Origin of the sequence: Azonexus sp. (assembly GCF_036170495.1) — a bacterium.
Taxonomy (GTDB): domain Bacteria; phylum Pseudomonadota; class Gammaproteobacteria; order Burkholderiales; family Rhodocyclaceae; genus Azonexus.
Genome location: NZ_JAVHPH010000292.1, coordinates 1,416 through 13,989 on the forward strand (window position 1 = coordinate 1,416; position 12,574 = coordinate 13,989).

The following is a 12,574-nucleotide window of genomic DNA, read 5'->3' on the forward strand; positions in this document are numbered from 1 at the left end:
AGCCCCTTGATGTGCTGATCGACCGGCCGGGCGCCGATGGCGCAGCCGCCGGGCAACGACACACGCGCTTCGCCACAGCGGGCAACCAGCGGACCGAGCACGAGGATCGAGGCGCGCATGGTCTTGACCATTTCGTAGGAAGCAACCGCGTTATTCAGGCCACCACCGTCTAGTTCCATGCCGTCCACACCATCCATGGTCACGCCGACGCCCATGTCGCCGAGCAGGCGCAGCATCGTCGAGATGTCGTTGAGATGCGGCACATTGGTCAGATGCAACGGATCGGCGGTGAGCAGCGAGGCGCACAGAATCGGCAAAGCGGCATTCTTGGCACCCGACATCGCCACTTCACCGGAGAGGACCTTGCCTCCCTCAATCAACAACTTATCCACGCTGCGCGCTCCATTCTTCCGGGGTAAATGTTTTGAAGGACAAGGCATGCAACTCACCCGAATCGAATCTCTCCTTCAGTATTTTGTTCACATGCTGCTGGCGCTGCACGCGGTTCTTGCCGGCAAACTCATTGCTCACCACGGTCGCCTGGAAATGCTGACCATCGCCATCGAGCTCGAGGTGCTCGCAGACCATGCCGGCGAGGATGAGTTGCTTGATTTGTTCGGGGTGCATCATGTTCAGCCTCTGAGCTTCCAGCCCCGCTTCAGCAGGCGCAGGGTCAGCATGGACACGGCAGCGAAGCAGGTAACGACAACCGCCAGACTGGTTTCCGGTGCCACGTCAGAGACGCCGAAAAAACCATAACGGAAGCCGTCAATCATGTAAAAGACGGGATTGTAATGCGACAGCCCCTGCCAGAATGTGGGTAGTGTGTAAATCGAGTAGAAAACACCAGACAACATAGTCAGCGGCATAATCAGAAAATTCTGGAAAGCCGCCAGCTGGTCGAACTTCTCGGACCAGACCCCGGCAATCATGCCCAGCGCCGCAAACAAGCCGCCACCAATCAACGCAAAGACCAGCGTCCACCATGGCGCGACGACCTTCAGCTCAGCGAACCACACGGTCGCCAGCAACACGCCGACACCAACCATCAAGCCACGCGCCACGGCCGCCAGCACGTAGGCCGCAAAGAAGGCGCCATAGGGAATCGGCGGCAGCAAAACAAATACAATCGAGCCGGTAATCTTGGCCTGGATCAGGCTCGACGATGAATTGGCGAAGGCATTCTGCAACACCTGCATCATCACCAGACCTGGCACCAGAAAGCTGATGTAACGCACGCCATGGACCTGCACGTGTTCGTCGAGCACATGGCCAAAAATCAGCAGGTAAAGCAGGGCCGTCAGCACCGGCGCAGCTACCGTCTGAAAACTGACTTTCCAGAAACGCAGGAACTCCTTTTCGAACAGGGTCAGGAAACCGATCATTGCTGCATCGTCCGGACAAAAACCTGCTCCAGTGACGCGCCGGGATAGGCCGCCATGAGGTTGGCTGTGGTGTCCAACGCAATGACCCGCCCCTGCTTCATGAGCGCGATGCGGTTACACAGGGCCTCAGCTTCTTCCAGGTAATGCGTGGTCAGGATGATCGTATGGCCCTCGCCGTTCAGACGGCGAATGAACTGCCACAACCCCTGGCGCAATTCGACGTCAACTCCGGCTGTTGGCTCGTCGAGAACGATCACCGGCGGCTTGTGCACCAGGGCCTGGGCCACCAGGACACGCCGTTTCATGCCGCCCGACAGCCGGCGCATATTGACATTGGCCTTGCCTGTCAGATCGAGGTTTTCCAGTATTTCATCAATCCAGTCGTCGTTCTTGCGGATGCCAAAATAGCCGGACTGGATACGCAGCGTTTCACGAACATTGAAGAACGGGTCGAAGACCAGTTCCTGCGGCACAACACCGAGCAGGCGACGCGCCTCACGAAAATCCGCGATTACGTCGTGGCCCATCACCTTGATCATTCCGGAATCCGGACGGATCAGACCAGCCAGCGACGAAATCAACGTCGTCTTGCCGGCACCATTCGGCCCGAGCAAGCCGAAGAACTCGCCCTGCCCGATTTCGAGCGACACCCCGGCCAGCGCTTGCAGCGAACCAAAATGCTTGACGACGTCAACGATGGAAACAGCGGGGATCATGCAACGCCCCCTCAGGCGAGGGGCAGCAGTTCGGTCACGCCGTACAGCTCGGCCAGCGAAACAACGCCATTTGGAATATGGGCAAATTTTACGGTTGACCGTGAGAGTGCGGCTGCGCGCAACCAGCCGAGCATTACGGCGAGTGCTGACGAATCGGCTTCGGTCACTTCGGCGAAATCAAAGACCTGCTCACCCGACTGCAAAGCAGAACGGCCTGCTTCGAGCAGACCGCGCGCATGGGTCATCACCAGCGGCACCTTGATGACAAGACGCCCCATTTCACGTTCGATCATTTCTTGGCGCTGGCTTCCAGAGATTTGTTCTTGGCCGCCACCGAAGCGATCAGGCCATCAATGCCACCGTTGCGCACCTCCTGGCCGAACTGATCACGATAGTTGGTCACCAAGCTGATGCCGGCAACCACCACATCGTAGACCTTCCAGCCCGATTCCAGTTTCTCGAGACTGTAATCGAGCTGCACTGGCTTGCTACCGGGCTGCAGCACCTCGGTGCGCACCAGCACGTCGGCATCGGCCGGCGCCATTTTGGTGGGCTTATAGACCACTTTCTGATTCTTGTAACCCGTCAACGCGTTGGCGTAGGTACGCACCAGCAGTGTCTTGAATTCGGAGGTCAACTGCTGCTGCTGCTGCGGGCTGGCCTTGCGCCACTCCTTACCGAGGGCCAGCGCAGTCATGTGCGAGAAATTGAAATGCGGCAGCACCTTCTTGTCGACCAGATCGATGACTTTGTGTGTATCGCCGTTCTGAATTTCCTTGTCCTTGCGAATAATCTCCAGCACATCGTCAGTGACGCGCTGAACCAGCACATCCGGAGCCTCCTGAGCATAGGCGGCACTAGCAACGAATCCGAAAAAAAACAGGGTTAATAGCTTTTTCATCATTTCTTAATCAAGCAATTAGTCATCGAGCCGCGGCGGGCGACCATCGAAAATCTGGCTACGACGGCGCTGCAGATAAGCGTCGCGAATATAAGCATACTTATCCAGCGCCGCTTCCTCGACCACCTTGTCCGAGGGCAACAAACTGGCCCGGACGTCGACAAAACGCAACGCCGCCATGCTGTTGCGCACCGATACCGGGCGCACATACATCACCGGATCAGCGTAGGTACCGACCGCAAAACCAACCGTATCGCGCACATTGCGCGGGCCGATCACTGGCCAGAACAGATAACCACCACCATCCACCCCCCAAACCGCCAGGGTCTGACCGAAATCTTCATCATGCCGCTCGAGGCCCAGTTCGCTGGCGACATCGAAAAGGCCGAAAATACCGACGGTCGAATTGATCAGCAGGCGCCCCAGGTCGACACCTGCATCGCCAAACTTCCCCTGCAGGGCGCTATTGACGCCAACCCACAAATCGCCGGCATTGCCGAAGAAATTGCCAACGCTGGCCTTGACCGGCAGCGGAACGGCGTTGTCATAAACCTGGGCAACCGGCTTGGCGGCATATTTATCGATAGCTTCGTTGACCGCAAACATCGGGCGATTGAATGCCTCGTAGGGGTCACGCGGATTATCCTCGGCCAGCGCACCGGAACACGTGAAGGCGACGACGAGCGCCCCGAGGGTCAAGCGGCACGCCCCACGAATTCCCGATGCGTAAAAATAATCCATCATTTCTTGTCCTGTCCGTCCGCAGCCTTGCTGAATAGAAACTGGCTGATCAATTTTTCGAGCACAATCGCTGATTGCGTCTTGGCGATCGTATCACCGGCCAACAACATCTTTTCATCGCCACCCGCATCAAACCCGACGTACTGCTCACCCAGCAGCCCCGCCGTATTGATTGACGCAAAGGTGTCTTTCGGAAAATGGTAGCGCCCGTCAATCGTCATACTGACCACCGCTTCGTAGGTCGCCGAATCGAACTGGATATCAACAATCCGCCCAACCACCACGCCGGCACTTTTGACCGGACCACGTACCTTCAGGCCGCCAATATTATCAAACTTGGCTTTCAAAACGTATGATTCTGACAAATGTGATGACGACAGGTTCCCCACCTTAAGCGACAGGAAAAGCACGGCCGCCAAGCCGATGGCCACAAAAAAACCGACCCACAGGTCGAGAACAGTACGGTTCATCAAGCTCCCCGGAACATGAACGAGGTTAGAACAAAATCCAGCGCCAGAACGGTCAGCACTGAAGTCACCACGGTACGCGTAATGGCGCGCGAAACGCCCTCGGCCGTTGGCACCGAGTCATAACCTTCAAAAACGGCAATCAGCGAAACGGCTATTCCGAAGACAAAACTCTTCACCACACCATTCCATACGTCATAACGAAAATCAACACTGGCCTGCATCTGCGACCAGTAGGAACCGTCATCGACGCCGATGACAACGACGCCAATCAACCATCCGCCAAGGACACCCATGGCCGAAAATATCGCTGCCAACAGCGGCATCGAGATAACGCCGCCCCAGAATCGCGGGGCCACGACACGGGCAATCGGATTGACGGCCATCATATCCATCGCCTTCAGTTGCTCGGTCGCCTTCATCAGGCCAATTTCTGCAGTCACCGACGATCCTGCCCGCGAAGCGAAGAAGATGGCGGCCAGAACCGGCCCCAATTCGCGGGTCAGCGAAAGGGCGACGAGCGTCCCCAGCGCTTCGGTGGAGCCAAAACGCTGGAGGATTTCATACCCTTGAAGACCGAGCACCAAACCGACAAACAGCCCCGAAACCATGATGATCAGGAGAGATAGCACGCCACTGAAATAAATTTCGCGCAGCGTTAGCGGGAGGCGACGGAAAGAGGATCCCGAATGTATCAGCACGGCCCACAGAAAGCGCGCCGCGAAGCCGAGTCGCCAAATGCGATCGACCGTCGCGTGGCCCAGTTGCCGAAGAATAGAAACCGGGTCAAACATGCGCTACCAAACCGAGGAATTCGTCGCGCACCGAGCGGGCGGGATAATCAAAATGGACCGGGCCATCCGGCGCCGCATGAACGAACTGATGAACGAACGGGTCGGTCGAGGCACGGATTTCGTCAGGCGTGCCTTCGGCCACCACCCGCCCGCCATTCATGAAATAGATGTAGTCGACGATCTGCAAGGACTCCTGAATATCGTGGGTCACCATGATCGAGGTTGCGCCCAGCGCATCGTTCAATTTACGGATCAACTGACCGATGACCCCCAGGGCAATCGGGTCGAGCCCAGTAAATGGTTCGTCATACATCACCAGCATCGGGTCAAGGGCCAGGGCACGGGCCAGTGCCACCCGCCGGGCCATGCCACCGGACAACGCGCCTGGCATCAACTTGTACGCACCGCGCAAACCCACCGCTTCGAGTTTCATCAGCACCAGATCGCGGATCATTTCATCCGACATGTCGGTGTGTTCGCGCATCGGAAAGGCAACGTTCTCGAATACCGTCATGTCGGTGAACAAGGCACCAAACTGAAAAAGCATCCCCATCCGGCGACGCAGTCGATACAGATCGGCCTCCGACATACCGCATACCTGATTTTTTTCCAGACGAACGCGCCCGCCGGTCGGCCGCAATTGGCCACCGATGCAGCGCAGCAGCGTCGTCTTGCCACAACCGGACCCACCCATGATGGCCACCACTTTGCCGCGCGGAATCTTCATGTTGATTCCCTGCAGCACCGGCTGACCATCGTAGGCAAATTCGAGCTCTTCGATATCGACAAGAATGTCGTCGGACAAGGCATATTCCCTAGAAAAAGTCGGGCGATTTTAGCAGAAAGCCCCACCGTCGCCGGGAAACGACAAGGCTATAATCGGTAAAATTTCACATGAGACGTTGTCCTCTTGCCACCTGCCAAGCCACTATTGTTGATCGTCGACGATGATTCGCTCATCAGCGAATCGCTCAGTTTCGCCTTCGCGCAGGAATATGACGTTCTCACGAGCCACAGCAGGGGGCACGCCCTGTCCCTGCTCCGGCAACTCCGGCAACCGCCTCAGCTGGCCCTGGTCGACCTTGGCCTCCCCCCGCTCCCGCACCGCCCCGACGAGGGCTTTGCCCTGATCGGTGATCTGCTGGCCCTATCGCCCGACATGAAAATCATCGTCCTTTCCGGCCAGAGCGAAGAGGGCAACGCCCGCCATGCGCGCACCCTGGGCGCGGTCGATTTTGTCGCCAAGCCATGCGACCCCGCTCGCCTGACTGAGCTATTCCGGCAGGCCCTGCGTTTTGGCAACGAATCCCAGACCACCCAAACCGGTGGACTGATCGGCGAAAGCCTGCCCATGCAGCGGCTGCGCCTGCAACTCAGCCAATACGCCAATCTCGCCTATCCGGTACTCATTGAAGGCGAGTCAGGCAGCGGCAAGGACATCGTCGCCAGTCACTACCTGCACCGCCTGACCGATCGCCAGGACAAGCCTTTTCTTGCCCTAAACTGTGCGGCCATTTCGCCAACGCTGCTTGAGCCGACCCTTTTTGGCTACGCCAAGGGCGCCTTTACCGGCGCCACGGGTGCCAAGTCCGGCTATTTCGAAGACGCCGACAGCGGAACACTCTTCCTCGACGAAATCGGCGAGCTGCCACTCGACCTCCAGCCCAAACTGCTGCGCGTACTCGAAAACGGCGAATACCAGCGCGTCGGCGAAACGCAGACCCGGGTTTCCACGGCGCGCATCGTGGCGGCGACCAATCGCGACCTGCGCCAGGAAATGCGGGCGGGGAGATTTCGGGCCGACCTTTTTCACCGTCTTTCGGTGTTCACCGTAGCAGTACCGCCGCTGCGCGAAACGGGACTCGACCGGCTGCTGCTGCTTGAGTATTTTCGCAAGCGCTGCGCCGCCAATGTGCGCGCTGAACCCTTTCAGCTTGCCGCTCCGGCACAGTCCCTCTGGCTCGATTACGGCTTTCCCGGCAATGTCCGCGAACTGCGCAACATCGCCATTCGCCTGAGTGCTCGCTACCCCGGACAAATGGTCACCGCCGAGCAGTTACGCGCCGAATTCGACCAAGTCGACACCCTGGAGCCGGCCACCAGCAGCGCCATGCCGATTGCCGGCGACCTCGAAGAAGTCAAGCTGGCAGCGCGTCGGCACCTCGAAAAAGCATCGCCGCTGAACCTCGACGCCACGCTCGAACTTTGGCAACGCGGCTACATCGAAGCGGCCATTGAACTGAGCACCGGCAATATGAGCGAAGCCGCCCGCCGCCTGGGCATCAACCGCACCACACTCTACAATCGCATGACGAGCTGGAGCCGCCGATGAGCCTGTACCTCGACCATTTCGGCCTGCGCGAGCCCCCGTTTCGCATCACGCCGCACACCGACTTTTTCTTTACCGGCGCCAACCGCGGCCCAACGCTCGACGCCCTGATCTATGCCATCACCCAGGACGAAGGCATCGTCAAGGTCACCGGCGAAGTCGGTAGCGGCAAGACAATGCTCTGCCGGATGCTGCTCGAACGCCTGCCTGAGAACGTCGAAACGCTCTACCTGGCCAATCCATCCCTCTCCCGGCAGGAAATCCTCGGCGCCATCGCCGATGAACTTGGCATTCCGACCGATGGCAAGGCGACCCACTCCTTGACCCGGGCCTTGCAGGATGCCTTGATCGCCCGTTATGCCGCGGGCAAGCGCGTGGTATTGCTGATCGATGAAGCCCACGCCATGCCCGCCGAGTCGCTCGAAGAAATCCGCCTGCTTTCCAACCTTGAGTCCAAAGCCGCCAAACTCCTGCAAATCGCGCTCTTCGCCCAGCCCGAACTCGACGAGCGCCTCGCCGCCACGGACATGCGCCAATTGCGCGAACGCATCACCCAGCATTTCAACCTGGCGCCGCTCAAGCAGGCCGACGTTGCGGCCTACATCGAATTTCGCCTGCGCGCGGCAGGCTATCACGGCCCCAACCCCTTCACGGCCGAAGCCATAACGATGATCGCCAAGGTTTCCGAAGGCTTGTCGCGCCGCATCAATATAGTTGCCGACAAGGCCCTGCTTGCCGCCTATTCGAGCGGCACCCATCAAGTTGGCAGCAACGAGATCAAGCTTGCGGCACAGGATGCCCGATTTTCACCACTGAAACCCAAGTCCCCCTTCAACCCGAAGCCTCTGCTTTGGGGGGCGTCCGGTGCCAGTATTGTCGCCCTGCTCGCGGCACTCATCATGGGTACGCCTCCTGGCGCCTTCAGGGAAGTCGACTCCGGCAGAGCACTGGCCTCCGGGGCCGCCCTACCAGCCAACCAGGCAGCCCAGCCCACCAAGCGCCAGCCACCAGCTCCACTGCGCCTTGAAGCACAGGGCCAGCCTGCCAGCCCGGACAAAATCCGCTTTGCCCCCCTGACCCGCCAGCACTTTGGGCAATACGACCAGTGGGTTGCGGACGCCCCCAACAATCACTATTTCATTCAGTTACTCGCGACCGATGCCAGCCAAACCGGCCAGATCGAAGGCTTCCTCGCCCGGGCCAACGCCGTGCTCGACCCCTCACAAATTCGTGCCTACCGCTCCAGCCTTTCCGGACGAGATCGGGTCGGCGTGATTTTTGGTGATTACGAGAGCCCCGAAGAAGCGGCTGAAGCGATACAAAGCCTGCCCGAATCAATCAAGGCAGCGCAGCCATTTCCACGGCAGGTCAGCAAATTACGCTAGCCGATCAGCATGCGCCAAAGCGTGTTGCCACGCCAAATTACGTGCTAGCATCATAGCGATACACCGTGACCACTCCGCTCAGACAAGGCAAAACCCGATGAAAATCGGTTTCATCAGTCTAACGCTCGTTTCTACCCTGCTGACCGCCTGCGCGGCGCCCACCCCGCGCGAACCGCTGAAGGGGCATCTGAACACGGAAAGTGCGATGCCAGCAGCCTCCGCCAACATTCCTGCCCCGGTCCAGCAAACACTCGCTCTGCCCAAACCGCGCCCGACCCGCAAGGCCGAAACCTACAGCGTCGTCGTCAACAACGTTGCGGTTCGCGAGCTGCTCTTCGCCCTGGCCCGCGACGCCAAGGTCAACGTCGACATTCACCCCGGCATCAGCGGCACGGTCACCCTGAATGCCATCGACCAGACCCTGCCGCAACTGCTGACCCGGATTTCCAAGCAGGTCGACATGCGCTTCGAACTGGATGGCCCGAACCTCGCCGTCATGCCCGACTCGCCCTTCCTGAAGCACTACAAGGTCGATTACGTGAATATGGCACGCAACGTCACGGGCACGGTGTCGACCAACACCCAGATTGCCACCGGAACCACTGGCGGGAGCACGGGCAGCACAAGTGCACCTTCCACGGGCGGCGGTGGCAACATTTCGAATACACGCATTGAAAATACCTCCCGCAATCAGTTCTGGGAATCGCTGGAAAAGAACATCAAGGACATCCTGCGCGAGACCGACAAGGTTTTCCCGGAAGGCTCAAGCGAAACCGTCATTGAAAAATCCACCGCCCAGGCCTCAACCGGCGCCGCCGCACTGCCCCAGGGCGTCGGACAACGCGCCGCCCAGGCCATTGCCAATGCGCTGCAAAGCAACCCCAACCCGAACTCGGCCAGCCAGGCGACCGGCACATCCATCGAGCGCCGCAGCACCTTCCGGGAAGCCGCATCGGTCATCATGAACGCCGAAAGCGGCGTCATCACGGTGCGCGCCACCCAGCGGCAGCATGACCGGATTCAGGAGTTCGTCGATCGCGTCAGCAACTCGGCCAGAAAGCAGGTCTTGATCGAGGCCACCATCGTCGAAGTCACCCTCAAGGACGGCTACCAGCAAGGCATCAACTGGACGCAACTGGCCGGTGGCGGCACGCTAAACTTTGTCGGCAACGCCCTGACCAAAAATGCGGCCAATCTCACATACACAAGGGGTGGCAATCCGGATTCGCTGATTACCATGCTCGACACCTTCGGAACCACCAAGGTACTTTCCAGCCCCCGAGTCTCCGTCATGAACAACCAGACGGCACTGTTGAAGGTTGTTGAAAATTACGTCTATTTCAGCGTCAAGGCGGACACCACCACCACTGCCAACGTCGGCACCACAACGACCTACACCACCACACCGCAGTCGGTTTCGGTTGGTCTCGTGGTCAGCGTTACGCCGCAAATCAGCGACGGTGATGCGATCACGCTTAACGTGCGTCCGACAATTACTTCCGTCGCCCGCGAGGTGCTGGACCCCAACCCTGACCTCAAAAAGAATGAAATCAGCAACTTGGTTCCGGTTATTCGCACCCGCGAAATCGAGTCAGTCATGCGCGTAGCCAGCGGCAACATCGCCATTCTTGGCGGCCTGATGGAAGACAAGATCGACTACCAGAATCAGCGTGTTCCACTGCTCGGACAAATCCCGTTGGCAGGGGAACTGGTCAACAACCGGAACAACGCAGCCCAGAAGACAGAACTGGTCATCTTTCTGCGCCCCGTCGTCATCAAGGACGCCAGCCTTGACGGTGACTACGCCGCCTTGCGCGATCACCTGCCCGGGCAGAATTTCTTCGCTCAGCCGAATGAAGCGCAGCCCTTCAATATCACTCCGAGCCGCTGAGGCCGACGCATGAGCCTGCTGATGGATGCCCTGCGCCGGGCGGAAAACGCCAAGCAGGAATCTGCCCGCAACCCGCCGGGGGGAATGCTGCCAACGGCCAGCGACATGCTCAGCCTGGAACCGATTTCGCAAGAACAGGCAAAACCGGCGCCCAATCCATTGCCCGATCTTGCCTCGCATCTCGCCGCAGTCGATGCCGAACTGGCCAAGTCGGCGCTCCCCGAGCCACGCCCGGCCGCCGCTGAAGCCCACGCCACCCCACAAGCCAGGCCGACTGAACAGCGCGAAGCCGTTCGCAACGCCTTTGCTGCCAAACAGCCCCCGGCGGCGCCATCACGGCTTCCGCTCTGGGTGGCTGTGGGCACGCTGGGCATTGCCGGCATCGCCATCGTTGGCTACGTCTGGTATCAAATGAATGCACTGAACCGCGGGTCGCTGGCGGGCAGCGCAACAGCGCCGCTGGCTCCGCCGGCGCCGTCATCTGCACCGCGGATCGTGCCGGCCGTTCCGCTCGCGCCACCTTCCGATTTTGCGCCTTTTCCCCGGTCGACCGTGGGAACCTCGCCCGAACCCGCCACCGCGCCGCTTTTCCCGCATCGGGAAGCGCGGCCGGGACCACTGCCAACGCCGGAGGGCGAGGCTTCAGGCCAGACGTCGATCCGCCTGACGCGCACTCAGCCGGAACCTGACGCCAACCTGGCGCGCGGCCACGCCAGCCTGCAACGCGGCGATACCGAGCTATCGCGCCGGGAATTCGAACAGGCGCTGCACCGCGACCCGAACAACACCGATGCCTTGCTTGCCCTCGCCGCCATTGCCCAGCGCCAGGGCCGCACAGCGGACGCCAACAGCCTGCGCCAACGGGCGCTGGTCGCCAACCCGAGCGATCCGGCGACGCAGGCGGCCGTACTCAACAACCTCTCGGCCAACGCCGACCCGGCCACCGCCGAAAGCCGCCTGAAGTCGCTGCTCTCCAGCCAGCCGGAATCGGCGCCGCTCAATTTTGCGCTCGGCAACCTCTATTCCCGCCAGGGCCGCTGGTCCGAGGCGCAGCAGGTCTATTTCAACGCGGTGGCGGCCGAAGGGGACAACCCGGACTACCTGTTCAATCTGGCGGTCAGCCTCGACCACTTGCGCCAAACCCGCCTCGCCGCCCAGCACTACCGGTTGGCCTTGGAGGCGGCGGCCACACGCCCGGCCGGCTTCGCCCGCGACAAGGTCGAGCAGCGCCTGAGCGAGCTGCAATCCGAGCGCCAGCCGTAACGCCGATGAGCACCTCCGCCCTCCAGCACCGCCCACTCGGCCAGATCCTGATTTCCGAAGGCATCCTGTCGGAAGATCAACTGCGTATCGCGCTGCTCGAGCAGATGAAGCAGAACCAGCCGATCGGCAAATTGCTGGTTTCTCTCGGTTTCGTCACCGAGGCGACGCTGCGCCTGGCGCTGTCCGAAAATCTCGGCAAACAGAGCATCGACCTGTCGCGGGCCGTTATCGATCCGCAGGCGCTCAAGCTGGTCCCCCGCGAACTGGCCAAACGCCACCACCTGTTGCCGCTCGACTACGACATCCCGAACCGCCGGCTGACGCTGGCCATTTCGGACATCAACGACATCGTTGGTCTCGACCGTGTCCGCGGTCAACTGGAAGAAGGCACCGAAATTGAAACGCTGCTCGGCGGCGAATCGGAAATCGATCACGCCATCGACCAGTATTACGGTCACGAGCTGTCGATCGACGGCATCCTGCACGAGATCGAAACCGGCGAAATCGACTGGCAGAGCCTGTCGGCCACCGACGACGAGTACAGCCAGCCGGTCGTTCGCCTGATCGATTCGATCCTGACCGACGCGGTCAAGCGTGAAGCGTCGGACATCCATTTCGAACCCGAAGCCAATTTCCTGCGCATCCGCTACCGCATCGACGGCATGCTGCGCCAGATTCGCGCCCTGCATAAATCCTACTGGC

14 protein-coding genes and 1 pseudogene are annotated in these 12,574 nt (G+C 60.0%); 5 read left to right on the plus strand and 10 right to left on the minus strand.

Annotated elements, in window-relative coordinates; all coding sequences use genetic code 11:
- From ADADOO_RS10630 to ADADOO_RS10675, 10 genes and pseudogenes are all read right to left on the minus strand, one after another.
- Positions 1-392 (minus strand): carboxyvinyltransferase (locus ADADOO_RS10630; RefSeq protein ID WP_511277395.1); only part of this gene is annotated, 392 nt, incomplete at its 3' end.
- The gene (locus tag ADADOO_RS10635; protein ID WP_511277397.1) at positions 385-630 is read right to left on the minus strand and encodes a BolA family protein; all 246 of its coding nucleotides are present in this window, start codon (positions 628-630) and stop codon (positions 385-387) included. The genes ADADOO_RS10630 and ADADOO_RS10635, both read right to left, overlap by 8 nt.
- Before the next feature lie 2 nt (positions 631-632).
- Positions 633-1,385 carry an ABC transporter permease gene (locus tag ADADOO_RS10640; RefSeq protein ID WP_511277398.1) on the minus strand — a complete coding sequence of 251 codons (753 nt, stop codon included), beginning with the start codon at positions 1,383-1,385 and terminating at the stop codon, positions 633-635.
- A 29-nt stretch (positions 1,386-1,414) separates the two neighbouring features.
- A pseudogene (locus ADADOO_RS10645) lies at positions 1,415-2,101 on the minus strand (ABC transporter ATP-binding protein); the annotation flags it as partial.
- Positions 2,102-2,112: 11 nt separating this feature from the next.
- Complete coding sequence (locus ADADOO_RS10650; protein ID WP_511277400.1) at positions 2,113-2,394, minus strand: STAS domain-containing protein; 282 nt, start codon at positions 2,392-2,394, stop codon at positions 2,113-2,115.
- Complete coding sequence (locus tag ADADOO_RS10655; RefSeq protein WP_511277402.1) at positions 2,391-3,005, minus strand: MlaC/ttg2D family ABC transporter substrate-binding protein; 615 nt, start codon at positions 3,003-3,005, stop codon at positions 2,391-2,393. Before ADADOO_RS10655 ends, ADADOO_RS10650 begins: the two co-directional genes overlap by 4 nt.
- Before the next feature lie 15 nt (positions 3,006-3,020).
- Complete coding sequence (locus ADADOO_RS10660; protein ID WP_511277403.1) at positions 3,021-3,746, minus strand: MlaA family lipoprotein; 726 nt, start codon at positions 3,744-3,746, stop codon at positions 3,021-3,023.
- Positions 3,743-4,213 carry an outer membrane lipid asymmetry maintenance protein MlaD gene (gene mlaD, locus ADADOO_RS10665; protein ID WP_511277405.1) on the minus strand — a complete coding sequence of 157 codons (471 nt, stop codon included), beginning with the start codon at positions 4,211-4,213 and terminating at the stop codon, positions 3,743-3,745. Before mlaD ends, ADADOO_RS10660 begins: the two co-directional genes overlap by 4 nt.
- On the minus strand, positions 4,213-5,004 hold the full coding sequence (mlaE, locus tag ADADOO_RS10670) for a lipid asymmetry maintenance ABC transporter permease subunit MlaE (RefSeq protein ID WP_511277407.1): 792 nt from the start codon (positions 5,002-5,004) through the stop codon (positions 4,213-4,215). Before mlaE ends, mlaD begins: the two co-directional genes overlap by 1 nt.
- The gene (locus ADADOO_RS10675; protein ID WP_511277408.1) at positions 4,997-5,809 is read right to left on the minus strand and encodes an ABC transporter ATP-binding protein; all 813 of its coding nucleotides are present in this window, start codon (positions 5,807-5,809) and stop codon (positions 4,997-4,999) included. The genes mlaE and ADADOO_RS10675 overlap by 8 nt, the downstream gene beginning before the upstream one ends.
- Before the next feature lie 129 nt (positions 5,810-5,938).
- Here ADADOO_RS10675 and ADADOO_RS10680 point away from each other — a divergent pair, with 129 nt between their 5' ends.
- The 5 genes from ADADOO_RS10680 to ADADOO_RS10700 all read left to right on the plus strand — a co-directional run.
- Complete coding sequence (locus ADADOO_RS10680) at positions 5,939-7,336, plus strand: sigma-54-dependent transcriptional regulator (protein WP_511277410.1); 1,398 nt, start codon at positions 5,939-5,941, stop codon at positions 7,334-7,336.
- Entirely contained in the window at positions 7,333-8,718 is a 1,386-nt protein-coding gene (locus ADADOO_RS10685) for an AAA family ATPase (RefSeq protein WP_511277411.1), read from the plus strand. Before ADADOO_RS10680 ends, ADADOO_RS10685 begins: the two co-directional genes overlap by 4 nt.
- A gap of 97 nt (positions 8,719-8,815) precedes the next feature.
- Positions 8,816-10,609, plus strand: coding sequence for a pilus (MSHA type) biogenesis protein MshL (gene mshL, locus ADADOO_RS10690; protein ID WP_511277413.1), 1,794 nt, complete (start codon positions 8,816-8,818; stop codon positions 10,607-10,609).
- A gap of 9 nt (positions 10,610-10,618) precedes the next feature.
- Positions 10,619-11,872 (plus strand): tetratricopeptide repeat protein, encoded by a 1,254-nt coding sequence (locus tag ADADOO_RS10695; RefSeq protein WP_511277415.1) that lies wholly within the window; start codon positions 10,619-10,621, stop codon positions 11,870-11,872.
- Between the two features lie 5 nt (positions 11,873-11,877).
- Positions 11,878-12,574 (plus strand): GspE/PulE family protein (locus ADADOO_RS10700; protein WP_511277417.1); only part of this gene is annotated, 697 nt, incomplete at its 3' end.